The organism is Psychrobacter sp. NPDC078501, assembly GCF_044900935.1.
In the GTDB taxonomy this organism is placed as follows: domain Bacteria; phylum Pseudomonadota; class Gammaproteobacteria; order Pseudomonadales; family Moraxellaceae; genus Psychrobacter.
The window spans coordinates 659,513-685,447 of the sequence record NZ_JBJDOS010000001.1; the positions used below are offsets into that span (position 1 = coordinate 659,513).

At 44.4% G+C, this 25,935-nt stretch carries 19 protein-coding genes; 7 read left to right on the forward strand and 12 right to left on the reverse strand.

What is annotated here, in order from left to right:
* Positions 1-279: 279 nt before the first annotated feature.
* The 3 genes from nadA to ACI2IW_RS02755 all read left to right on the forward strand — a co-directional run bounded on the left by nadA (position 280) and on the right by ACI2IW_RS02755 (position 4,415).
* Positions 280-1,419 carry a quinolinate synthase NadA gene (gene nadA, locus ACI2IW_RS02745; RefSeq protein ID WP_404692556.1) on the forward strand — a complete coding sequence of 380 codons (1,140 nt, stop codon included), beginning with the start codon at positions 280-282 and terminating at the stop codon, positions 1,417-1,419.
* A gap of 70 nt (positions 1,420-1,489) precedes the next feature.
* Positions 1,490-3,400, forward strand: a complete 1,911-nt coding sequence (gene nadB / locus ACI2IW_RS02750) for an L-aspartate oxidase (protein ID WP_404692557.1) — start codon at positions 1,490-1,492, stop codon at positions 3,398-3,400.
* A gap of 121 nt (positions 3,401-3,521) precedes the next feature.
* Complete coding sequence (locus ACI2IW_RS02755) at positions 3,522-4,415, forward strand: phosphatidate cytidylyltransferase (RefSeq protein WP_404692558.1); 894 nt, start codon at positions 3,522-3,524, stop codon at positions 4,413-4,415.
* Positions 4,416-4,441: 26 nt separating this feature from the next.
* Here the strand turns inward: ACI2IW_RS02755 and ACI2IW_RS02760 are convergent, their stop codons facing one another.
* From ACI2IW_RS02760 to ACI2IW_RS02770, 3 genes are read right to left on the reverse strand one after another with little or no spacing between them, the layout of a single operon-like run.
* The gene (locus tag ACI2IW_RS02760) at positions 4,442-5,257 is read right to left on the reverse strand and encodes an SDR family NAD(P)-dependent oxidoreductase (protein WP_404692559.1); all 816 of its coding nucleotides are present in this window, start codon (positions 5,255-5,257) and stop codon (positions 4,442-4,444) included.
* On the reverse strand, positions 5,254-6,450 hold the full coding sequence (locus ACI2IW_RS02765; protein WP_404692560.1) for a patatin-like phospholipase family protein: 1,197 nt from the start codon (positions 6,448-6,450) through the stop codon (positions 5,254-5,256). The genes ACI2IW_RS02760 and ACI2IW_RS02765 overlap by 4 nt, the downstream gene beginning before the upstream one ends.
* A gap of 3 nt (positions 6,451-6,453) precedes the next feature.
* Positions 6,454-9,171 (reverse strand): alpha/beta fold hydrolase, encoded by a 2,718-nt coding sequence (locus tag ACI2IW_RS02770; protein WP_404692561.1) that lies wholly within the window; start codon positions 9,169-9,171, stop codon positions 6,454-6,456.
* A 265-nt stretch (positions 9,172-9,436) separates the two neighbouring features.
* Here ACI2IW_RS02770 and ACI2IW_RS02775 point away from each other — a divergent pair, with 265 nt between their 5' ends.
* Entirely contained in the window at positions 9,437-10,348 is a 912-nt protein-coding gene (locus tag ACI2IW_RS02775) for a lysine exporter LysO family protein (RefSeq protein WP_404692562.1), read from the forward strand.
* Between the two features lie 88 nt (positions 10,349-10,436).
* Here the strand turns inward: ACI2IW_RS02775 and ACI2IW_RS02780 are convergent, their stop codons facing one another.
* The 3 genes from ACI2IW_RS02780 to ACI2IW_RS02790 all read right to left on the reverse strand — a co-directional run bounded on the left by ACI2IW_RS02780 (position 10,437) and on the right by ACI2IW_RS02790 (position 13,847).
* Positions 10,437-11,042 carry an OmpA family protein gene (locus ACI2IW_RS02780; protein WP_404692563.1) on the reverse strand — a complete coding sequence of 202 codons (606 nt, stop codon included), beginning with the start codon at positions 11,040-11,042 and terminating at the stop codon, positions 10,437-10,439.
* Positions 11,043-11,068: 26 nt separating this feature from the next.
* Entirely contained in the window at positions 11,069-12,352 is a 1,284-nt protein-coding gene (locus ACI2IW_RS02785) for an FAD-dependent monooxygenase (RefSeq protein WP_404692564.1), read from the reverse strand.
* Between the two features lie 166 nt (positions 12,353-12,518).
* Positions 12,519-13,847 (reverse strand): UbiH/UbiF/VisC/COQ6 family ubiquinone biosynthesis hydroxylase, encoded by a 1,329-nt coding sequence (locus tag ACI2IW_RS02790; protein WP_404692565.1) that lies wholly within the window; start codon positions 13,845-13,847, stop codon positions 12,519-12,521.
* A 599-nt stretch (positions 13,848-14,446) separates the two neighbouring features.
* On the opposite strand from ACI2IW_RS02790, the gene ACI2IW_RS02795 reads away from it, so the two are divergent.
* Both ACI2IW_RS02795 and ybeY read left to right on the forward strand, forming a co-directional pair.
* Positions 14,447-15,550: a PhoH family protein gene (locus ACI2IW_RS02795; protein WP_201547628.1), complete on the forward strand. Its 1,104-nt coding sequence runs from the start codon at positions 14,447-14,449 to the stop codon at positions 15,548-15,550.
* A gap of 318 nt (positions 15,551-15,868) precedes the next feature.
* Positions 15,869-16,468, forward strand: a complete 600-nt coding sequence (gene ybeY, locus ACI2IW_RS02800; protein ID WP_379543904.1) for an rRNA maturation RNase YbeY — start codon at positions 15,869-15,871, stop codon at positions 16,466-16,468.
* A gap of 49 nt (positions 16,469-16,517) precedes the next feature.
* On the opposite strand, the gene ACI2IW_RS02805 is transcribed toward ybeY, so the two are convergent.
* Positions 16,518-17,393 carry a mechanosensitive ion channel family protein gene (locus tag ACI2IW_RS02805; RefSeq protein WP_102092965.1) on the reverse strand — a complete coding sequence of 292 codons (876 nt, stop codon included), beginning with the start codon at positions 17,391-17,393 and terminating at the stop codon, positions 16,518-16,520.
* Positions 17,394-17,598: 205 nt separating this feature from the next.
* Positions 17,599-18,486 (reverse strand): TonB family protein, encoded by an 888-nt coding sequence (locus tag ACI2IW_RS02810; protein WP_201571580.1) that lies wholly within the window; start codon positions 18,484-18,486, stop codon positions 17,599-17,601.
* Positions 18,487-19,067: 581 nt separating this feature from the next.
* On the opposite strand from ACI2IW_RS02810, the gene ACI2IW_RS02815 reads away from it, so the two are divergent.
* Entirely contained in the window at positions 19,068-19,847 is a 780-nt protein-coding gene (locus ACI2IW_RS02815) for a hypothetical protein (RefSeq protein ID WP_224737876.1), read from the forward strand.
* Between the two features lie 108 nt (positions 19,848-19,955).
* On the opposite strand, the gene ACI2IW_RS02820 is transcribed toward ACI2IW_RS02815, so the two are convergent.
* From ACI2IW_RS02820 to nuoL, 4 genes are all read right to left on the reverse strand, one after another.
* Complete coding sequence (locus tag ACI2IW_RS02820) at positions 19,956-20,771, reverse strand: ferredoxin--NADP reductase (protein ID WP_404692566.1); 816 nt, start codon at positions 20,769-20,771, stop codon at positions 19,956-19,958.
* Positions 20,772-20,948: 177 nt separating this feature from the next.
* On the reverse strand, positions 20,949-22,427 hold the full coding sequence (gene nuoN / locus ACI2IW_RS02825; protein ID WP_404692567.1) for an NADH-quinone oxidoreductase subunit NuoN: 1,479 nt from the start codon (positions 22,425-22,427) through the stop codon (positions 20,949-20,951).
* 3 nt (positions 22,428-22,430) lie between these two features.
* Positions 22,431-24,056, reverse strand: coding sequence for an NADH-quinone oxidoreductase subunit M (gene nuoM / locus ACI2IW_RS02830; protein WP_404692568.1), 1,626 nt, complete (start codon positions 24,054-24,056; stop codon positions 22,431-22,433).
* Position 24,057: 1 nt separating this feature from the next.
* Entirely contained in the window at positions 24,058-25,932 is a 1,875-nt protein-coding gene (gene nuoL, locus ACI2IW_RS02835) for an NADH-quinone oxidoreductase subunit L (protein WP_404692569.1), read from the reverse strand.
* Positions 25,933-25,935: the final 3 nt, after the last annotated feature.

Consider the following 25,935-nt stretch of genomic DNA (forward strand, 5'->3'; position numbering starts at 1 on the left):
ATCTAAAACTATCATAGTCTGTGGTTGTAAGTATGAAAAATCAATAACGATAAATAGTTATAAGATGCATGAATTAGCACTACTTTTAAGCTCAGTACGACTTAACTGCACATCACTTTTAGCACTCAAACCCAATCTTTTGACTTATTGAGTATAAAAAACCACTTGTAATTATGCTCAAAATGAGCATAATTAAGACAACTTATAAATTTGTTATGTCCAACTACCTATTTTTTAGCACATACATTTATCGTTATCGCACCAACAAAGGCTGCCATTATGAAAAAATATCCTTACGACGCACCTATCATGAGTACGGACAATCGCATCGCCACTCAGATGAACATTGAATACGCCAAGGCTAAAATGCCAGCAGACTTGCCTCGCACTGAACGCATCGTAGTCGAAGAAAATATCAAGAAGCTACTGAAAGAGAATAATGCCGTACTGGTAGCACACTACTATGTCGACCCTTTTATCCAAGACTTGGCATTGGCAACCGGTGGCTGCGTCGGTGACTCACTTGAAATGGCTCGGTTTGGACAAGCTCATAGCGCTCAGACTTTGGTCGTCGCTGGTGTGCGCTTCATGGGTGAATCGGCAAAAATATTAAGCATGGAAAAGATCGTCCTCATGCCAGATTTAGAAGCCGAATGCTCGCTCGATTTAGGCTGTCCTGCTGACGAGTTTTCAGCATTTTGTGATGCCCATCCTGAACGTACTGTGGTCGTCTACGCCAATACCAGCGCCGCAGTAAAAGCGAGAGCTGATTGGGTGGTCACCTCATCTGTCGGTATCGACATCGTCCGTCATTTACATGCCCAAGGTGAGCCGATTATTTGGGGCCCTGACCGTCATTTAGGCAAATACATCGCTCGTGAGACTGGTGCAGATATGCTGCTGTGGCAAGGGTCTTGCTTGGTACATAACGAATTTAAAGCCACTGAGCTAATGCAATTAAAAGAGGAACATCCAGAGGCCAAAGTCTTGGTACATCCTGAATCACCTGATAGTGTGGTTGAACTAGCCGATGTGGTCGGCTCGACTAGCAAGCTTTTGCAATCAACGTATGAGATGGATGCTGATACCTTTATCGTCGCTACTGACTTGGGCATATTGCACGAGATGCAAAAACGCTCGCCAAACAAGCGATTCTTGGCCGCACCGACTGCTGGTGAGAGTGCAAGCTGTAAGAGCTGTGCGTTTTGTCCTTGGATGGCCATGAACGGTCTAAAAGGTATTGAGCAGTGCTTAACCAATCAAAGCGGTGAAGTACTAATGACACCTGAGCTAGCAGTAGCAGCTAAGAAACCTTTACAACGGATGCTCGATTTTGCTGAAGCACAAAAGCAACGTGTAACCGCTAGTGGCGACGTTGTAAAAGACCGTGCGCTGTTCGCTAACGTTGGGGCAGCCTAGCATGAGTCCGTTGCATTCAGTTGATCGTTCCAGCACCACTCGCTATAAAAATAATAGGAGCAGCAGTGATATGAGTAATATGATAAAAACTGATGTTCTTATTATTGGAGCTGGTCTGGCAGGTTTGAGCACCGCGCTATCTCTGCCAAAATCGCTGAATATCACTGTTTTAAGCAAAGCGGCACTTGAGGTGTGCTCAAGTCACTACGCTCAAGGTGGTATCGCAGCTAGCTTAGACAAAGCAGACTCTGTGACTGATCATGTCGCTGATACCTTAATTGCTGGTGCAGGATTGTGTGCGACGGACAATACTGCCCGTATCTTGGGTGCAGGACAGCAAGCGGTGCAGTGGCTATGCGAGCAAGGTGTACCATTTACTCAATCTAATTTAACTAAAGAAAATGATAATGCACCTGATTTTGCAGTCTTAAAAACCAGTGACTTACACTTAACCAAAGAAGGCGGTCATGGCTGTAGACGTGTGGCTCATGCGGATGATGCAACGGGTCGACACGTGATGGACGCCTTAACCATCAAAGCACAGACTGCAATCAATATCACTATCTTGCCTTATCATGAAGCATTAGAGTTACTGACTTCACCCATGATTAGCAGCTCTTCTTTTAGCATGAACGATAGCGACATTAAACATTGCCGAGGGGCGCTAATCTTTGATCATGTCAATGAGCGCCAACTCACCATTCATAGTGCGGCTGTTGTACTGGCTAGTGGTGGCTTAGGTCAGTTATTTAAGCGTGCCAGCGCGCCTAACGTCTGTGTTGGTGATGGCGTCATGATGGCATGGCAGGCAGGTTGCCGCTTGGCAAATTTAGAATTTATTCAATTTCACCCAACAGGTCTGGCATTAGATGACAGCAGTTTTTTGATATCTGAAGCGTTACGCGGTGAAGGTGGACGACTGTATTGTCCGCAGACTGGTGTGCGCTTTATGTTAGATATTGATGAGCGCGCTGAATTGGCGCCACGCGATATCGTCGCTCGAGCAATAGCCAATCAGATTAGTAGTAACGGACTTGGCTACGTACATCTTGATGTCAGTCACTTGCCAGCCGCATTTATACAAGCGCATTTCCCGCAGATTTATCAGACGCTGCTAGCACTCGGCATCGATATGACCACAGATCCTATTCCGGTCGCTCCGACTGCCCACTATAGTTGTGGCGGCGTGGTGACTGATGCCAATGGATTGACCGATATTGCAGGGCTGTATGCAGCAGGCGAAGTTGCTTATACAGGGCTACATGGAGCCAACCGTTTAGCAAGTAATTCATTGTTGGAGTGTGTGGTAGTTGGTCGAAACATCGCCGCCAACTTACCTCGTTACTTAACAAAATTGGATCGCTTAAAGAACTTAGAGGCTTTAAAGAAAACGGCTGAAGCTTTAGAAAAAATGCCGCAGCCACATACGACTACCTACTATGAACTGCATCAGTTAGCTGCCGATATTTGGCAATCTCCGACATTAGAAAACACTCAACCTGTCATCTTGCCCTCTTCTAAGCAGTCATCGTATCCAACTTATAATGCCGATAAAGCGCTTCATTCTGACGTAAATAGTGCAGAGATAACTATAGCGTTGAAAGCTCTTTTGACAGCCAATATGGGCATTACACGTAGTGCCAAACAATTAGAGCAAGCATTGCGACAAATTGAGCAGTGGCAAGAGTCAATCGAACATACTGAGATCATGCTATCTGATACGAGCAGTAGAACTCCTACTACTAACAGTGAGCTTGCCATTTTTCAATTAGTGAGGCAATTAGCGTTAGCAACGATAATTGTCCAATCGGCTTATCAGCGTTTTGAGAGTCGCGGTGGGCATTACCGTGAGGATTATCCTAATTTAGCTGAAACGCCTTTGACCAGTATCATTCTGCCATGGAGAAACGCTACCTTTGATTCCTTTGAGAGCATGACAGAAAACGAGCGTTATCCGATACCTGTTACTGACCATATTTGAACGTACGACAGATAATAGCCAAACCCATCAAGGGTGATATCTAACACTATAGTTAAAGAGGCATTTAAGCTATCATTATGGATAGGCTTAAAATATTACTTCTTCTTTGAGTGTCCACGGTATGGCTTCTGATATTGTGTTTGTGATTGCCCTGATGATAATTGTCAGCTTGGCTTGGAGTGTACTTGCCGTACCTCGTCTGCGCAAACGCTTGCCAAAAATCTACCTGATAGCCCGCTCGTGGTGGTTGATGCTTGCCGCGCTCTGCACTTGCTATGTGATTGCAAAAATAACGAACGATACGCAAGGTTCTTATTCGCAAGCATATTCCTATCAATGGCTACTCATTTTATTTTTTATATTAATTGGTCTACGCGGCAGCTACGAGATTAAACGCCTATGGTGTTTACGCAGTAAAGCCATGCTCATTCATAAACTCCAAGCGCAAGGCTTACAGCCAAGTACGCTCCTGCTACCGAATACATCTCTCAACTCGACTCAACACTATACGCGGCTTAATTACTTAGACCTGCTACTGAGTATTGCATTCATCTCACTCATCATTAGCCTTGTAGCCTTACAGCAATTGACCTGGCAACGCGAACAATATGGTGTTTTACTTTTCGTATTATTTGCCAGTCAGTTTAATGATATTGCCCAATATCTATGTGGGCGACTGCTTGGACGTAAGCTGTTTAAACGAGGTCTAGCGCCGACTATTAGCCCCAATAAAAGCATTGAAGGTGCTATCTTTGGCAGTTTAGTTGCGGCAATCTTGGCAACAGTATTAGGTCTTTGGCTCACCCCTTTTGATTGGTGGGTCTGTCTATTAGCTGCCTATGGCTTGGCGGTAAGCGGTATATTTGGAGACTTATTAGAATCAGCATTCAAACGCCAGCACGGGGTAAAAGACACTGGAACGATGCTCGCTGGTCATGGTGGGGTATTAGATCGGATAGACAGTTTGCTGATTGGAGTGCCAGTATTTACCTTACTCTATTGGCTACTTGGTTAAACCTAGCCAAAATGTTGATAGACATACTATCTGGCTTTATCCAGCTTACTGCGCAATATCCAATTGAGCACAGGCTTTGGTAAATGATTTAAGGCACTCGTGATATAGCGCATCGAGCGTGGAAATATCGCTAGTTCTATATCATCGTCAATCGCTTGCATAATATGATCAACCGCTGCTTGCGTGCTCATGATAAATGGCTTATGGCTAGCATCGCCATCGTTTAAATCACGTAATGCTTGAGTATCAATATAGCCTGAGGCAATACAGTTCACTTGGATATCATAAGGTACAAGTGCTGCCCGATAAGCGCTGACAGTCGCAATCATTGCGCGCTTGCTTTTTGCATAAAGGCTGGCATAAGGATAATCCATCGTACCTGCGATAGAGGCAATACAGACAAGGCTTGGTCTATCGCCTTTGCTAGCGTCCAATGACTGATATTGCTGTTTTAACTGACTGCTTGCCCATCTAAAAACTTGCTCAAATGCCTGCAAGTTAATCGCTAACATTTTATCACTGTCTGCTTGGTTTAGATGATGAACACGTTCATTGGTATAACTGCCAGCACTATAGACAAGCCTTTGAAAGCTTGTAGCTGACAATTCATCTAACAAACTCTGTGTTTGGATAACATCCGTTAAGTCGCACACATAAGTCACGATGGTAGGATGCTGGTTATTAATGTCGGCTATCTTTGCCTCGTTACTACCAATAACGCTCACCTGCCAGCCAAGCATCTCATGATGCAGAGCCAATGCCAAGCCAAGACCACTCGTGCCACCAACGACAATAATATGCGGCGTATGATTTCCGGCGGTATCTTCTACGAGAATTTTCATAAATTATGCTGCTGTATGTAATCCGCTGTACGCTGGTAGCCATATTGCCATTGCGCCTGCATTTGCTGCACAAAGCCATCGTAATCACTGTGTATTAGCTCGACGGTCATTTGCTTTAGGTTAAAACGCTTTTGCACATTTTGCCCTCTCAGTTGCTGCTCGTTATCTGCAAATGGTAACCAGTGTAGCTGACGGTTTTTATTAGTGGTGTCAGTGCGAGGCGACACGCTGATTGGTTGATAACCGTGTACTGCTGCCAATCGCCTATTAGGATCAAAACCAAAAACACGCTGAATCGCGGGAGCAGCTAGCCATGCGTCATAACCTGCCTTGGTCTCTGCAAATACGCTGTCGCCCAACTGACAGGCTAGCTCAATCGGTGTCAGATTGATCACACCTCCCAAGCACCAGCCAAGCTCTGTGATATGTGTTGGCGGTAGATAGTACATGTCAGCCATAGAAGCGCGGATCACTGGGGCAAAATCCCATTGCGTCTGTACCTTTACAGACGGGTGTATGCGTCCGTTTGCAAATATATGCGCTGGTGACGTTATTTGTTCGTCAGCCAGACCTGATGCAGAATCTGGCAAACTTGCTAAGCGTGGCGGTGCAAATAACAATTCTTGCATTGCGAGTTTTTCATTATACAAACCATCAGCAGGTGCCTGATACAATCGACTGCCAATGATGGCTATCTCTAGCGTTGCTTTATCGACAGCGCTACCATTATTATTACTAGCAGCGAACCGCGACAGCTCATCTAGCCAATACTGCTCGTTATCGATACGAAACATCGCTAACTGCTGTAGCTCATTTAACAGTCGCTCGTAGCTGTCTGCTTGACGTTGTCCTTGTCCATGATCCCTTTGCTTTGATAACCGCCAACGTTTGAGTGCATGGGTCATATAACGCAGCTTTAGACGTTTATTGGCTTCATCTGGCGCGACATGTCTGATGGCAGTAATGACGCGATACAACTCACGGCTGCACATCAGCGCTTGCAAATCCTTAGGGTCAGGCGCAAGTTGTACTAAGTAAGCAGACAAACTACCACCGCAAGTACCAACGATAATGTCTGGCGTCAAATCATGCGCTGCTAGTGCTGCATAACTGCCCAAATAATAACCAAAACGCGAACCTCCGCCTGAAAACAGTTGAACACGCTCATAAGGTTTAACCTGCTGATTGTTCATTTATCACTCATCATCAGCTGGTAAATTTTTAATCGCTAACGAAACAGTAAATATTCCAAAGCGATCGATACGCATCGTGACTTTCTTAAAGCCCGCGCGCTCAATCAGTTGATCCATCTCCGCCTGCGAACGGCAACGCATCATCCAACTACTACCACGGTGATTGTTTAATGTTTTACTGATAAATTCTTGCTCAGGGTGCCACGGTTGGTTGGTATAAATCAGATAACCGCCCGACTTCAAACTGTCATAAATACCTGCTAAAGCTGTCGCTGGTAGCGAATTATCAGAGAACAACTCAAACAACCCAGAAGCAATAGCAAGATCTGATTTTTTAGTATCGGTACTAGTATCATTCGTATCTGCATCGATATAACTAGTAGGATCAAAGGCATCATAACTAGTAGGATCAAAGGCATCCTTTTGACTGGTCACGACTCGACTGCTCATGCCCAAACGCTCCGCCTTTGCGTGCAATGCCTGTATATTATGCATCTCATAATCACGCAATTCAGCATATAAATCTGTAAACTCTGTCAGCAGATCAAATGCATAAAAACCATGTCCACTAGCGATATCTAACAGTTTTGGTCGGTATGGTTTGGCGTTACTCTGATTTTTATCTTCGATATCTGCAAGTGCTAAGCGTGCCAACTCCAGTATGTGCTCACGGCGAATGCGAATACCTTGCCAGCCGATATTATTTAAATAAAACTTATCGACTGCCTGGCCAAATTTATTCTGACCGCTGGGCTGATTGTAATAGACATGATCCAGCGAATGGCCAGAATCAAATCCATGCTCAAGCCCTGTGGCAATCGCATCGCTGACATGACCAAACTTCTGCATCGCAAACCGGGTAATCGCAAAGTTTGCATTGAATGGTTTAATCGCCAAACGATCCACCTTATCCTTACTGGCACTGTTTAAGTGAGCGGTACTCAAATCAGGTGCTTGGACTGGTGCGCTAAATACTTGCTCAGCAAACTCAATACAGTCGGCAAATACATCGGCTTTATTGGTCTCATGAAAGATTGCATGATAGCTGTCTGGATACAACTGCCAGCGTTTGATCGGTGTGTTAATCGCTTCATAAAACGTGCGCTCAGCCTGCTTATCGACCACATAATCCTTGCCCGCACATAAGACGAACGTCGGTACGGTAATGGCGCCTGCATCATCGAGTAGACGCTGACCCGTTGCATGAGTATCGATGAGTAAATCGGTCGAGATACTATTTGATATCAATGGATCGGCATTGTAAGCCTGCTGTGCGTCTTTATCATGGGTCAGTACTTGTGCTTTAACGTAGCTGCTGACACGTGACATCAGACCTAGCGTACGCGCCACCTTTAGCGATGGTATGGCAAAGGGCAAATACAAGCGAATACTGAGCGCAGGCGTTCCAAGTATCATCCCGCGAATATTTGGCGCATAATCGTGTACCCATGCTGCTGCCAATACCGCGCCGATACTGCTAGCGACAATCAATGTATCTTCAATAGCAATGCCTGTTTGCCCAATCACCAGTTGTACAAAACCTTCTAAATCTCGCTCAAGCTCGGTAACGCTCTCAGCATGGTCTTTGATACCGCCTGAGCGACCATTACCGCGCGCATCCCAAGCAAATACTTGATAGCCAGCTGTTGCAAACTGCTCTCCCAGCTCTGCCAATCGTCCCGAATGCTCATGCCCTCGATGCAATAAGATAACTTGGCGCAACGGTTGGTTGGCTTGCTTAATATCTTCTAAAGGCGTCGTTAGCCAGTAGCGATAATAAATAGCCGTGCCATCATAAGCGTTATAACAGCTTTCACCATTGATGATTTTAGATGCAGGCAAGTCAAAACCAACACTGGCCTGTTCTTCGAATTTTTGACTATCAACGGTTGTGGTTGGCATTTCTTTGAACTCCAATGGGCGAGCGTTATCAGTAGAAGTATTTGGCAAAACAACAGTAAGAGATAGTGAGTTGTTTGTTGACTCACCCAGTACGGATCGCAGCTGAGGTGGGTTACGCCTCAAGTATAACTCTGTCATATAACGTAGTCGATTGAGACAGGTCTTTAGTAGCATTATCTCTGTTAGTATAAATAATTGACCTATTCTGACGGCAGGCGAAGCCACCTGCCCTTTAATACTTACTGGCGCTTTATCTCTAATACTCATAAACGCACCAAGCACACCTAATAGGAAGGCGCGATCGCTTTTGCCCAAAGGCCCTTGGTTAGCACGAGCACCTAACATGGCATTACTAGTAACGCCCAATAGCTCGGTGCCAATACTAAGGGCAATCAGGCCAGTGATATGATGCTGAGAAGTTGATATATTCGTTGGCAAGTTGGCTATTAACGTTTGCTGTTCTTTATCATTGATATGATGGGTCAGAATATGAGGGGTCAGGCTCGCTAATAGCGCCGTATCGGCAACCATATCACCTACTTCGTTTAATACGGCTCCTAGCGTTGATGCCTGGCCATGCTCACGCGCCATCATGCCATCGATGGCATTGAGTGCCATACGTACAAACAATGATGTTGGTAATAAAAGCCACAGCCGCTGCTGTTCAGCCGCTGGTTTGGCAATGATATAGGCAGTACCGATACTTAATAAAACAGCGGATACTGTCACTTGGTTAGCGGTAATATTTTGCTCAACCAGCGTATTGCTTATCGGGCGTAGCTGATTTTGAAACTGAGTTTTGAGCTGATATAGCGACATGAGACTAGCCAAATATTTTCAGTACTTTAATGTAGCAACAAAAGTTTATAAGGTAAAGAATTACAAAGCGCTCAAAAACGTTCAAGTATTTTGAAAAAGATATTTATTATCATCATTATAATCGTCCAGTTTTTTCTATTTTAATTAACAACGACCGATGGTTTGCAATGAATCTCAGTGGCTCATATCAGTATTGCTAACCTTGTATGGTACAATCTTCAGCTTCTTAAAAACGCCTTATTAAAAATGCTGCGAGCCCGTCATCATGCAAAGCCTAGTCACCCTTGTTCTGGTCCTAATGCCAATGTTTATTGGCTTTGCCATTCCGTCTAACCCTACCATGACAACAGTGGCCGACAAAGGTCTATCATACTTGGTATTTATCATCCTAGCGTTGATCGGTATTGAGCTGTCTCAGGTAGAAGGTCTAGGCAATCAGCTGGGTGAAATTGCGCTGTATGTCACCGTCCTATCAATATTAACAATTGGTACAGGATTGTTTGCGCTCATGGTGTTTGACCATCTGCGTCCATGGCATGCCAAAAAACCAAGCGTAAAATCCAAAGAGCATCGAGTGAGCATTCGAGGTAGCTTGGCGCAAGTGGTTTGTGTGGTGATTGGGATGGTGATTGGCTATTTCTTGCCTGCTGATTATATGCCGCCTGAAAATTCTATGACCGTCATGCTGATGATTTTGATTTTACTGGTCGGTATAGGCTTAAAAGGCTCGGGCATCACTTTAAAAGAAGTACTGCTCAATAAACGCGGCGTAGAAATGAGCATCATCTTTACGCTAGCGGTATTGGTAGGCGGGCTTATTTTCGCGCTACTATTTACGAATGTATCATGGACGAAAGGCTTAGCATTATCGTCAGGCTTTGGTTGGTACTCACTGTCAGCGATTGTCATGACCGATGCTTATGGCGCGGTTTGGGGCAGTGTCGCGCTGTTTAATGACTTAGTACGTGAGTTCTTTGCATTAATCTTTATTCCGGTATTTATGCGCAAATACCCTTCCGCCGCGGTTGGGCTTGGTGGCGCGACCAGTTTAGACTTTACCTTGCCTATTATTCAGCAGTCCGGTGGTTTAAAAGTCGTGCCACTAGCGATTAGCTTTGGCTTTTTGATCAATATTGTCTCGCCAGTGCTGATGGTGTTCTTTTCGGCACTTGGCTAGATCTAAATTCATTTTCATATCAAATCGAAGCCCCTATTTCATCGCATTTGATGAATCGTCTCGAATATGTTTAACAATAAAATTATTTTCATTCTTCAGGCTCAAACGCAATCGCATAAACGCGCCGATTCAACATATTACCCTCTTCACTATCAGAGGGCGCAATTGGTCTTCTTGCGCCATACTCAGTCGTCGTAATACGCTCAGAGTCAATGCTATATTTCGATATTAAATAATTTTTAATCTTATCCGCTCGGTCTTCCGCTAAAGCGTTCGCTTTATCTATAGAGACACTATCGATTTCAGTTTTTGAATTATGACCTTCAATCCATATGATAGCGGTTTTATACTCTTGCAACTTCATTCCTACTTTATCAAGCTCGGCTTGATATTTTGGCAACAGCTCACTACTATCTTTATCAAAAAATGCGCGATACTCCATTTTTAGACCTACTCCAATACCTGCAATAGGACAACCTGCTTCATCTATTATCACCTTCCAAGGTGTAGCAGGGCACTCATCTATATCATCAAGTACGCCATCCCCATCTGAATCCGGAGTATCTGGTACTAACGTAATAGGAGGCTCTTCAATACTTTGATTGAGCGCCGTGCTTTTTAACGGTGTCTGACAACCTGTCAGTGCCAATACGCCTAGCATACCCGTCATCACTATCGATAATTTAGTACTCATGGTCTACTCATCCTTAAGTATAGAAACTACACACCACTCGCCTGTTTAGCAAACAAGCGCATCAACGGCTTAATTTTGCTGACTCGGTACATGCCTTCATTACGGATTTGTTGCACAGGACGCATTTGGCCAAGCGACCCTGCAAATAACCAATTAAGCGCAGAAAAACTGTGCATCATCAGGCTATTATGTGGACGGCGCGAACGCTCATAATGACGTAGCGTTTGATTACTTCCCCAAAGCGTACCGTCACTACGTGTAAAGTCATGCGCTAATTGCTCACATAATACTTGCACGTCCAGCATACCGAGGTTCAACCCTTGACCCGCCAGCGGATGTACGCCATGAGCCGCATCGCCAATAAGTACCAAGTTATCAGCGACGTAGCTTTTCGCTTGCTGTGCCGCTAATGGAAAACTAGCGATAGACTCAATCTGATTAATCGCACCCAACTCGTAATTGCTAGCAGCTGCTAACTTATCAGCGATAAAACGATCTTCTTCCTCTATCAATGCCAATGCTTGATTGCGCGGCAATGTCCATACGATCGACTGCCAATGCTGCGGATTTGTCTTATCAGCATCGGTTATATCTGCTAATGGCAATAGTGCCAACGTACCTGTTGGTAGCATGGCTTGACGTGCTGTCGCTTGATGCGGTTTCTCAGTCTGAATCGCACAGCAGATGGCAGTTTGTTTATAGTCAAGTGTATCTACGCCAATCCCTGCTTGCTGACGGACAAATGAACCGCGCCCATCAGCGCCAACTAATAGACGTGTATCAATCGCCTCGCCATTGTCCAGAATTACACGGTAGCCTTGCTGCGCCCCTAGCCAATCCATATTGACAACTTTATGACCAGCGATAAGGGTCAGATAGTCGCTGACATCCTCTTCATGCAAACGCTGCCATAAGGCGTGCTCAATGACAGCAGGCTCGACCATACTTCCTAATAATATAGGTTCATGAGTTTTACTACTATTATCCTCGGCGCCAATACCTTCACTTTCGCCAAATAATAATTCACCCATCCCATTTAGCTGCCATACCTGCATTTGCGAGTAGTCTGCTTTGCGTTTAGAGGCGGCAATATGTTGCCAAGCGCCAATATCTTTAAGCAAATTAATACTAGCCATACTGAGTGCATAGACACGTGCATCACGTTTGCTAAGTACATCTTGCCAAGCTGACTCATCACGCTCAGGGCGGGCATCAATCAATGTCACTGGCATTTTATCTTGCGCCAGCTTTAGAGCAAGCGTTGCCCCAACGATACCGCTACCGATAATCAGCGTATGGTTTTTTTTCATAAGGTGTCTCTCAATATTGTTCAATATTAGAATGCTTATTATCAATCTTAATTACAGTTAGTTGATTCAGTTTAAAAGAGAGACAAGGCAACCGAGTGCAGATGTATAGGCAATACTTCAAGCGAGGTTAACGCTGTCACTCTTTTAAAGAAGATTAACTATAGCGCTATGATTTTAGACCCATCGCATAAGTGGCGACTAGTGGCTTGATATTTGGCAATTTATCAAAAGCCAACAATGCCATATTTCGCGCCAGCTTAATCGCTGGGTTAGGATGCGTGAAGCCATGTACTACCGCATCACAAAAACGAATCACTCGCTTCTGGTCGGTTTGACGTGCTTTTTCATAACGCTTCAATAACTGTGCATCACCAATATCTGCGCCTTTGAGTACTTGTGCATTTAGCATTTGTGCCAGCACATGTGCATCTCGCATACAGAGATTAAAGCCTTGTCCTGCTACAGGATGCAGAGTATGAGCCGCATTGCCCATGACCACGCAACGACCTTCTACTTGCTTGTCAGCTAGCACACGTGTCAATGGGTAGGCGCCGCGGCGACCTGCAGTGGTGAACTTGCCAGCGCGTTGGCCAAAGGCTTGCTGTAGGGTCTGCAAGAAATGGGCGTCGTCTTCTAAGTATCTGGTTTCTTCACCTGTTGGGCATACCCACACCACAGAGCGTCTGTAGCCTTGTTGATACTCATCATTGCCATCACCCTTTGGATCGGTCAGTGGGAGTACGGCAAGTGGGCCAGCTGGACTGAAACGCTCAATCGCTGCATGCTCGTGTGGCGTATCTGTCTCTACTACGCCGACGATGGCCGTTTGCTGATAGTCATACGTAGTTGTACTAATATCTAGCAGTTGGCGTACTGTAGAATCGCGTCCATCACAAGCGACTAATACGCTAGCTTGCAGCTGCTGCTCGTTTTCGGCTTCATCGTTATAATTAAAGCTAAGTGTCACACTATCGGCTTGCTGCTGGACAGTCGTCACATTGGCATTATCTATCAAGGTAATTAATGGCGCTTGCTGTGCGGCTAATAAAAGTTTACGACCCAGCCAAGCGTTTTCGATGACTTGCCCAAATGACTCAACGCGCTCTTCTGCTTTATTTAGCTGCGCGCGCCCAAAGCTGCCTTGCTCACTAATCTGTACAGTGTCGATACGGCAGGCATGGCTCTGTAACTCATCCCACAGTCCAATCTCTTGATATATTTGTACCGTGCGCCGTGACAATGCGGTGTTGCGACTGTCTAAATAATGGCTGCGAGTACTATCATCCGTTGGACTGATGGTTGGATAGCTGTTTTTTTCTAATAAGGTGCTCGCAATACCGTGATGGGCCAATAGCAATGCAAAAGACAAACCAACATGACCACCACCTGCGATAAGCACTTGCTGGTCGGTTATCGCTTCTTTGTTTTTAGATATGCTGTCGAACTTTTTAGGTATGCTGTCAGTATTGGATAAATGTGAATCAGTATCTTGCATCGTGATTTTCCTATTATAATTTTTTGGACAAGCAGTTTATTTATGATAGACAACTGCTCGTCACTGACTTTATTTTATAATTTTTATCATGTCGCTGCTGTTGTTAGATAGGTTGCAGCAACCTATGGTATCGCCCATAGATTACCACAAATTGTCCATTATGCCGTGGTCTTAACCGTAGACAAATCGTTTCTTTACTCTCATCATAAACAAGGTTTATATTCATAAAACTCAAATATCTTAATTTTATTAGAGCACTATCATACGATGGGTAGCGATGAATTATATAGAACTTATAGCAACATCGAATCAATCTATAGAAAATCGCTGTAACAGTTGCAATCCGCATACAAAAACAGCGTTATCTATCTGATGTATGGCTTGAAATTTAAAAATTCTCTACCATAATGAAGGCAAGACTTTTCATTACTTTCATTCACGACCTTCCACAAAAACAACAATAATATCGCCGTCATTTTTATCATCTACAATTTTTTACCACCTAAATACTGTAACGCCACTAACTATTTTATCTCTGCAACCCGCCACGCAATTAAAACCAAATCATAGCGTCGGGTACACAATAAAAGGATAATCGCTTGACTGATTCCATGAGCCGCCGTATAAAGTTTGAATCATTGACCCCAGCACAGCTAAAAACCGTGCTTGGTGAATACAACAATCACATGAAATATATTCAAGAACGCCTCGATATTAAAATCATGCAACGCCAAGGCGATTTTTGCCTGAGTGGCGATGTGACCAATGTCGAACGTGGTGAACGTATTATCTACAAAATGGTAGATGAAGCACAGAACACCAAAGACATCAGTGCAGAAGAGCTGCATCTCATCATCCAATCTAGCCTCTCTCGTGATGAAGACATGGAAGAAGACGAACAAGATCACGATGACATGGAATATGATGAAGATTTGGATGAGGCTAGCGAATTTACGCCCATCAGTTTACGTACACGTAAAGGTCGCATCGTTCCGCGCGGTGGCAATCAACAGCGTTATGTAAAAAACGTTCTGAGCTCTGATGTGTCGTTTGGTATTGGGCCTGCTGGTACGGGTAAAACGTATCTAGCGGTGGCGTGTGCCGTCGATATGCTTGAGCGTAATGAGATTGAGCGTATTTTGCTAGTGCGTCCAGCGGTAGAAGCTGGCGAAAAACTGGGCTTCTTGCCAGGTGATTTGACCCAAAAAATCGATCCGTACTTACGCCCGCTATATGACGCACTCTATGAGATGATAGGCTTTGAGAAAGTCGGTAAAATGATTGAGCGTCAGATTATTGAAGTGGCGCCGCTTGCCTATATGCGTGGTCGTACTTTAAATAACTCGTTTGTCATTCTAGATGAAGCGCAAAACACCACGCCTGAACAGATGAAAATGTTTTTGACCCGCTTGGGCTTTGGCTCACGAGCCGTCATCACTGGGGATATTACTCAGGTCGATTTGCCACGTGGTCACAAATCAGGCTTGGCACAAGCGATGGATATTCTAAAGGATATTGAAGAGATTCATATCACAAAGTTTGATTCAAAAGACGTCGTACGACATCAATTGGTACAACAAATTGTTGAAGCCTATGACGTATTTGATGAAGAGCAAATGGCTTTAGAAGAAAAACGTAAGTTTGAACGTATTAAAGAACAAGAGCGTAGACAAGCCGTCGCTAATGCAGCAGCCAATTTGTAATAATCAAGCTAATCATTGAATTACAATCATTTGCTATAAGCATTTAGCTTATATAAGAAAACCGGATTACTCAAAGTAGTCCGGTTTTTTCTTACCAACAGTTTATTGAATTTAGCTCTTTCGCTACTAGTCGCTTACCAGTAACTTAGCTATAGTAGCCTCTATATATTCTATACATTGGCCTCTCTTTATTAGCCAAAAATTTAGCGATGAGATAAACAGTGATTGAACTACTTTTACGGTAAAAAACTGGCAAATAAAAAACCTAGACACTGCAGCATTAGAAACGCATTTATTTATAATAAAAAGGACAGCAATATGAGCCAACCTGACAATACTAATTTCGATGACAAGATTGCTAGCAACCATGCCAGCTTAGCAGCACTTGATATCAGTGCGACCGACAGTATTGATGATGAAATATTAGATACTTTTTATAATCGCGAGCATTTACTATCAGTCATGATGGCGACTTTAGATTATATAGATGGTCGTATTAATAATGGTCTGACCCTACCCTATTTTGCAGATATCGATCCTGAGCTATGGCAGGAAAAATCTAAAACTCTAGATATATATATCACTGATGACGTCGAAGGCCGTGCTTTAAATCTAGAAGCACGCGGCAAGGACTATGCAACCAATATTTTGTCTTATCCAAGCGAATTGCCTGCTGCCGTCATTGAGCTGATGCCAACATTGCCTCTTGGAGAGCTGATTATCTGTCATGAAGTGATGGTACGTGAAGCGGCTGAACAGGACAAAACAGTGGCGCAGCACATTAGCCATTTGCTAGTGCATGGCGTGCTACACCTACTAGGTTTTGATCATGAGCTCGGACAAGCTGAACAAGATGAGATGGAGTACTTTGAAATTGAGATTTTGGCAGGTCTAAACCTACCAAATCCTTATATCTAAACTAGCACTACTTTATTAAACAGTCTTCTAACTATTAGACAGCTACTCATTAATCTTTAGATAGTGGTAGCTTTTGCGCTTGACCCATCTGATTAATCATATGATCCAAGCCTTTAACATGGACACTGCGCTGCGGGAATGGAATCTCGATTTTCTCATCATCTAAAGCTTGCTTGAATTGCTCTAGTAGCTCGCATTGCATCGACCACCAGTCGGCATTGGTTGTCCAAACGTTCAGGGTAAGATCTACTGAGTTGTCACCTAGATTGGTCACTCGCACGATAGGCTCAGGATCAGTAAAAGCCAATGGATTGTTTCTTGCCAGACTTAACATCACGTCTTTAGCCGTTTTGATATCAGCATCATAGCCAATACCGACAGTGATATCGACGCGGCGATTGGGTAGCGCTGTATAATTGACCACAGGTGAAGTCGTGATATCGCTATTAGGAATGATGATATCGTGATTGTTAATGGTCGTCAGATGGGTGTTAACCAAGGTAATCTCTGTCACTGTACCTGTGTAGCTACTAATCTGTACGTAATCGCCGCGTACAAACGGGCGAAACGTCACAATCATAATACCAGCGGCAAAATTTGATAACTGGTCTTTTAGTGACAAACCAACGGCAACAGCGGCACCACCTAAGATTGCGACGACCGACGTAGTCTGTACACCGACTTTGCTAAGTGCAGCTAAAATCACCACGACCAGTAGCACGCCATACAATAGGCGACTTAAAAAACTAGCAACTGTCTCGTCCAGATGGCTACGCGTCATCAAGCGATCGGAAAAAGCGACTGCCTTTTTGGCAAGCCAACGTCCAACGATAAATATAAGTATTGCTAAAGCGACTTTAATGACCAGCTCTAGGGCATTGCTCGTTAAGGTAGCGACATCGACGGTAAAACCTAAAAATTCCATACTGACTCTTTATTTTATAGCTGTGTGTTATGAACTTGGATATCTGTGATTATAAAAAATAGTGCGTTAAGCGTTATTCTTAACAGTTGTATTTTCGGTGATATTTTTTCAGTAACTTTAATTTCAGTAACTTTAATTTCAGTAGCTTTTTTCTTAGTGCTTATCTTCTTAGCACCTATCTTCTTAGTGCATGAATACATTAACCTTAGTACGTTACTTCGACTGTATCACTATAGCGGTAAGTACGTATCAAGCGCAGCTCGACGATATCGTTCATGTCTTCGGTGAATTTACCAAAGGGTGCAGCTTGTCGTACCGACTGCTTGGCCGCTTCATCCAATATCGTAGAGTTCGAGCTTTCAAGCAGTCGAATGGCTTTGATATTGCCGTCGTTACTGATGATAACCATTAGCCGTACTTCACCCGTAATGCCTTGAGCACGCGCTTGTACGGGATAATGCAAGTTGCCCACTCGCTCGACATGCTCACGGAATGTATTGATATAGTCTGCTGCCGCACCCCGTGTGGTCGAATTACTATCCATCGTCACGACTTTGGATTTGGTTGCGTAGACCTGCTGACGCTGAGATAGCTGAGCTTCTAAGGTGGCAATCTGCTTACGTAGCCGCTCTTCTTGCGCCATTGCATCATCTTGCGCTTGCTCGCTGTCATTATCCGACTCTACAGTGGCCTGACGCCAACTTAACGTCGTACGCAGATAACTCTCTTGATAACGCTGCTGACGTACTTTACGCTGTAAATTAACGATATCTTGAGTCTCACTCATTTGCTCAGCAGACATTGCACTTAACTGATTGTTCTCTTGTCTGAGCTGCTCTTCTATTGTACCGCCGCCCTCTTGTGAAGCGTTGGCAATAAAGTGCGCATCTTCATTGGGCTTCATATTGTCGGTCAGCGCCTTTGCCACATCTTGCATCATAGCAGCTGGGTCTTTTCCCATAGAGAAGCTAATTCCGAAAATAATCAGCACATGAACAGCCACTGCAATAACAATAGCAACAGGCAAGCTTATATCGCGCTTGGGCGCTTGCGCGGAAAAATGATAGCTCTGTGAGTCTTTTATATAGGCCACAATGAATCTCAGCTTGTGAGCACATCAGTACAAAGCACTATTTAACAAGTGTTGTAACGATGGGCATGATTTATACTGGCGCTATCATAACATGACATAGAATTATGTCGCCAGTATAAGCACTGAGACGGCATTTTGACATTTGCCATACAGTATTGGTAACCTTATCCGCTGATTGAAAAACATGCATTTGAGAATATATAAGGCAGACGAAACACTGTCTATACCAAATGAATTGCTATAAAACGCATGTGTTCATTTTGAAGCCACTGTATTTGTTATATACTGCTTTAGCATAATAGCATTAGTAGCACGATACTTTGCAACAATCAAAACTGTGCATCGTGTTGATTAGGCACGGCAGATTATCAAGCAGCACAGTAAATGTAGATTCACTATGCACTAGTATCAGAGGTCAGTTTTTCGCTTTTGCTACCTATCAGTATAAAAATTACTAATGGTCGTAGATATTTAGAAATTATAGATGATTAGCTTTCGTTCAAATTAACGATAGCCTGCAAAGTTTGTTTAGCCATTTTTACGTCACCGATTGAATGACGCGCCCTATAAGGATAATAAGTTTGAGTGACTTTGATAACGTGAATAATTCAGACAATTTTGATGAGTTCTTCGAGAGTATTGGCTATCGTTTTGACGAGTCATTCGGCAGTGGTTGGGAGCGTATCGCCCAATCGGTTAAAGATATCTATAATAAGACGACGGACAAGTTCGAAGATGAGTTGTCATTGCCAGTGGCACAGACTTACGTTAATGATGCACTACAAAAATTCGTCACCGACAATGTAAAAGCCATTTTAGAGCTACGTGTCGAGATGCATGAGGATTGGTTTCGTTTGTACTGCACTGTCAATGCAGGCGGCATCTATGCCGAAGTAGCAAGTAACTTTAGCCTAGTTCACGTCCAGCTCGATCGCAATGTGCAGCGCTTTGTATTTGGTCAGCAAACTTATACCGATATATTAAATCTGCGCTGCGAATCTTTTGTGAAACGCCAAGGCGTCAAACTGGCAATTTGGTTTTATCATAGCGTCCTCAAAAAAGACCCTTTAGGCTTTATTCTGTCGTACGTCAATATTGCTCGCGCAAAAGACGAAGTGATTTATCTCGATATCCATCGTTGGTTAAAAAACAACAAAAAAATCATGAGTACCTTGCATAAGGTGCAGATAAATTATGGCGAGCTAGAAGAAGAGCAAATGATTTTGAAGGCTCAGATTAATTATCGCGATTTACTGGCTGCCAGCAGTAACGAAGATATCATCGGTGATGATGATGATCCTGAATTGATGCAAGGCCCTATTAACCCTGTAGACGATGCGACTGAGCCAAGTCAAGAGTAAGTCGCTAATGTTTTATCCCATAAGACAATGTTTTATCCCATAAAAAAACGCTGCAGCTTAGAGGTTATTGGCCTTATAGATGCAGCGTTTTTTTATTGGAGTCGTCAACTACCAGTAGTTCTCTACGGCAATATTACCCTCACCGCGGCGATTCATTACCAGTCCCAATGTCTTTAACGCCTCTTTGGTATCTTCTACCATGTCTGGGTTGCCACATAGCATGACATGCGTCGTATCGACATCCAAATCGATACCCGCGCGCTCTTGCAATGTCCCTTCTAATAATAGCTTCGGCAGACGCTCTGACAAGGCCCCGTCGACAGACTCTCGGGTGACGATAGGAATAAAGATCAGCTTTGCTGGATTATCCACCAAAGTACCGAAATCTTCTTGCAAGCGTTCGATTTGCTCGACGTAAGCAAGCTCATCCGTCGAGCGGGCGCTATAGGCCAGCACAATGTGCTCGTAATCTTCCCATGTCTTTAGGTCTTGTAGCATCGATAAAAATGGTGCAAGACCAGTCCCTGTCGCGAGCAGCCACAAATCCTTTGGTAATGGTTTTTGATAACGCGCTAACGTTAAGAATCCAAATGGCATGGTATTAAGCAGTAACTCATCGCCCACTTGTAAATGTTGCAACTGTGAAGTAAAGGCACCATCAGGAATCACAATAGAGAGAAACTCTAGCACCTCATCGAATGGCGAAGACACAATCGAATACGCTCGAAAGATATCTTCATTCAATGCTTCATCACTTGCCTCAACCTGTTGGTAATATTTCAACTGGCTGGGATTGACACCCAAACGGACAAACTGTCCGGCGGTAAACTTAAAACTATCGGGACGGCTGACGGTAAAACTAAATAAATTTGGTGTCCATGTGGTTTTGCTGATCACCGTTACCGTTTGAATATTGTCACTCATAACTGTTCATCACTTATATTTTATTAAATGGTATTTTTATAATATAACTTTGCCAAAGACAAAAATTAAGCAAAAAAAGATGCGCCAAGCTTATCATAAAGCGGGCGCATCTTGGTTTTTTAACCGTAACAACAGATAAGCAACAAATGGCTTATCTTATCGCATAAATCATTGAATCTACCAAATACGAGCCAAGCTTGCCCATTCGATCATACTATTTGGCAAAATACCAAAGAACAGGATAATTGCCGTCACCGCAATAACCATAATACCGCCGGTACGAATACCCCATTGTCCGGACACGTCAAACTCGATGAACTGCTTAGGACGTTTGAACAGCGTGAGTAAAACGCGCAAGTAGTAGAATAGACCAATCGCACTACCCAAGATAATCATCGCTGCTAAGAACCAGTTGGTACCTTGTACAGCAGCCAATATCGCAAACAGCTTGGTGATAAAGCCTGCCGTCAACGGAATACCAGCCAGTGATAACATCATGATAGTCATCACAGCGGTCAGTACCGGACGACGCCAGAACAACCCCTGATAATGAGTCAGCTCATCAGCTTCACCAGACAAACGATATGGGCTCGACATCAATGTCACCACACCAAAGGCACCAATAGAGGTAAAGGCATAAACCGCCATATACATGCTAGAGATACTATCAGCGGCCGCACCGATACTGACGATGACAATCATCACATAACCCATATGGGCAATAGAAGAATAACCCAATAGACGTTTGAGACTGGTCTGACGGACAGCCAACAAGTTACCCACTAAAATGGAGAGTGTTGCCATTACCATCAATAACATCTGCACCGATGGCAGTGCCAATAAGGAGGTATCGATTAAGAATCGAACCGCCAGCGCCATCATGGCAACTTTTGATACCGATGCCAAAAAGGTCGCAATGGGAACAGGCGCGCCTTCATAAACATCTGGCGTCCACATATGGAATGGTGCCGCAGAGAGCTTAAAGGCGATACCAAACATCATCATCGCCGCACCCAATATCAGTAGTGGCGATTCAAACAGATTGCTCAGCACTATACTGATTGGCTTAAATGCCAACGAGCCCACTTCTGCATAAATAAAGGCCATACCCATGAGCAAAGTCGCTGACGCCGTCGCCGATAGCACCAGATACTTCAGTCCTGACTCAAGCGAGCGGTTGCGCATATAGGTATAAGCAAGCAAACCATATAACGGCACTGACAGCATCTCTAAACTCATAAAGAACGATGCCATGTGCTGCGCGCTTACCATCAGCAGTGCACCAATGGTCGATAACAGCATGAGCAAGTACAGCTCTTCTTTATTGTCTTTTAGGTTGGCCAAATACGCATACGATAGTGTACAACACGCCAAAGCGCAGATCAGGATCACTACCATATTGAACTGAGCAAAGTTATCAACCACAAATAACTGCTCAGCATTCGGCGCGATAGCGCCGCTTTCGATAAAGCCTGTCATTTGCCCAAGTAACGTAACCAGAGCAATATTCAAACCGACCACCGTGATCGTACCAGTGACCATATGCGAGCGTTTAAAAGTAATGGCAATCATCACCACGAGTACCGTAAGCACTACGGCAATGATTGGCGCGTAAGGCAACAATCCTATCAAATCATTCATCGTAATCTCATTCATGACTTAACGTGCCTCCATTGCATCAAGCAGTTGCGACGCATCTACCTGTGTCACTTGACTGTATATATATGCATTATTGATCCACTGCATGGCATGACTTGAGGTATCAAGGAACGGCTGTGGATATAGTCCAAGCCATACCAAACCAGCCGCTAACATCAGTAGTAACGATAGCTCGCGCTTGCCCAAATCTTTTAATTTACGAGCGGGCAAACCATGTGACTTAGTCTCTCGCTCTGCCAATGCGGCAATGTTGTTTTCACCAAATAACGCGCGATGAATCAAAATCAGCGAGTATAGACCTGCAAGCACCAAACTAAATGTCGCAAACACCACAAACACAGGATACTGAGCAAATGAGCCAAATAAGATCATAAACTCGCCAATGAAGTTACCTGTCCCTGGAATACCAAGCAATGCCGCGCAGAAGAACATCAATATCGGCGCGTAGTAGCGGAATTGGCCCCACATACCACCCATCAAGGTCAAATCGCGAGTATGCAGACGCTCGTACAACTGCCCTGCCATAATGAACAATGCCGCTGAGCTAAGCCCATGTGCGAGCATCTGGATCATTAGACCTTGCAAACTGAGTAACGTTCCTGCGTAGATCGCCAGCACCACAAAGCCCATGTGCGAGATACTGGTATACGCCAGCAAACGCTTCATATCCGTTTGCATAAAGGCGAGCCACGCACCGTAAAAGATACCAATCGTACCTAAGGTTATCGCTATCGGCGCAAACTCTTGTGACGCTGCTGGAAATAGCGGCAGAACAAAACGAATTAAACCGTAGGCAGCTGTTTTAATAAGTACCCCTGCCAAATCCACTGAACCTGCCGTTGGTGCCTGCGCATGCGCATCGGGCAACCAGCCGTGGAACGGAATAATTGGCAATTTCACCGCAAAGCCAATAAAGAAGCACAGCATGATGGGATATTCCCAGCCGCCAAGTGACGTACCGAGCAGATCATTATAGTTAAAGCTCACTACCCCTGTTTGGGCGTAGCTGATAATGACCAATACCAAAATACCGATGAGCATGATAAGCCCAGACGCTTGGGTATAGATAAAGAACTTAGTTGCTGCGTATTCTTTGGTTTTGCCAACCACATCATGACCCCAAATGGCGATCAAGAAATAGATAGGAACCAGCATCATCTCCCAAAAGAAGAAGAATAAGAACAGATCAATCGCTAAGAAAACCCCGATGACGCCGCCCAAACTCCACAGTAAGTTCAGGTGAAAGAAACCAACGCGGCGCTGAATCTCATTCCACGAACAGGCAACGGCTGCCACACCAAGCAGACCAGTCAACGCCACCATCATTAGTGACAGACCGTCCAATGCCAAGTGAAAGCTGATACCAAAAGTCGGTATCCATGGCACACTAAATTCAGCGACCCATGGCACTGCCGCATCTGGCGCAATAACCTGCTTACTCATACCGCTAAAATCGCCCTGCTGCCAAAGTACCAGTGACAAGGCAAAGGTCAACGTCATACCGATCAAGGCAATCCAGCGCGGCAGACGTTTATTGAATCGCTCTACCAACCAGCATAGCAACCCTGCAATAAAAGGAATTGCGATTAATGCTGGTAGCGCCCACGTTTGTTGTAACTCAATCATCTTATACCACCGTCATCATTACCAGCACCAGCAATACAGCCATACCCAAGCCAAAGCTTGTAGCATAACCTCGAAGTGACCCTGTTTGCGTCGCAGACAATACCTTATTACCTGCTGAGGCCAGCTTAGGTAACAGTAGCCACGTTTTATCGATAGGGTCGGCTTTAAGTAAGCGGCCGATGAACAAAAAGGGTTTTACAAAAATTACATCATATAGCGCATCAAAACCTAGGCCGTGGTAGCACCAGTGATATAGCGCCCCGCCGATACTCGATCGCTTAAAGCTAGTGAGCATGCGACCTTTATTGACCACATATAATAGTGCCGCCAATATCAAACCTGCCGCCATTGCACCCATCGCGATATACTCTGCGGTGTGCTTGGCATGATCTTGACCCGCGACTTCTAATAGATGACCCACGCTCTCTGGTAAGACGCCTTGTAGTGGCGGTGTAATCCATGCACCAACAGCGGTAGATAGGACAAGCAATACCGTCAAAGGCAACCAATAAGACACCCCTGATAGCTTATGCGCATGGGTTTTTTCTTCACCGAAGAATATGATCCAAATCATACGGAACGTATAAATTGCGGTTAAGAAAGCACCAAATACACCCATATAAAACAGTACTAAGTGACCCGTCGCATAAGTCTCCCAAAGAATCGCTTCTTTAGAATAAAAACCAACGGTAACCCAAGGTATGGCAGCCAGTGCACCGCCACCGATGATATAGCACCAAAATACCAATGGTATCTTTTTGCGCAGACCACCCATCTTAAAGATGTCTTGCTCATGATGTACCGCAAGAATGACCGCCCCTGATGATAAGAATAGCAAGGCTTTAAAGAAAGCATGGGTCATCAAGTGGAAGATCGCCCCTTGCCATGCGCCCACGCCAAGTGCTAGGAACATATAGCCAATTTGACTCATGGTTGAATACGCAAGGATACGTTTGATGTCTGTTTGCGCGAGTGCACAGAATCCAGCAACGACCAGCGTTAACGCCCCGACACCGCCTACCCAGTACAATAAAATACCTGGGGTCAGTTCAAACAATGGATGCAGGCGGGCAATCAGATAAACGCCTGCCGTCACCATCGTTGCAGCGTGAATCAATGCCGATACTGGTGTTGGACCTGCCATCGCATCAGCAAGCCATGTGTGTAATGGCAACTGCGCAGATTTACCCATCGCGCCACCGACCAACATCATCGTGGTTAGCATCATCGTTGGGTTGTTGACATCAAACACTTCTGGCGCGCGCGTAATAATCTCTTGAATATTAAGCGTACCGAATTCGCGGAATAATAAAAATAAACCAAAGGCTAAGAACACATCACCAACACGCGTGACGGTAAAGGCTTTCATAGCCGCACGACCGTTGGCTCTGTCATGGTAATAATAACCAATCAACAAATATGAGCAGATACCCACGCCTTCCCATCCGAGATAAAGCAAGAACAAGTCATCTGCTAGCACCAGTAATAACATACTGGCCACGAACAAATTCATATAGCTAAAGAATCGGGCAAAGCCAGTGTCGCCTTTCATATACCAAGAAGCAAATAGATGAATCAAAAAGCCGATGCCAGTGATAACGCCGGTCATAGTCAGTGCTAAGCCATCAAAACTCAAGCCAAAATGCGGCGCGAAGTCGCCCACTTGGAACCATGTCCACAGTGGAACCTGTACGACCGTTCCAGCGGGATTGGTGGTCAAAAAGGTATAGCTAACGACCAGCGTACATAATGCTGATAACAGCATGCTACCAACACCAACAATCGCTGCGACCGTCTCTGATAATTTGTCACGCATAAAGGCTAAAATCAAAAAGCCAATGAGCGGGAATATAAAGGTTAATGGTAATAAACTCATGAC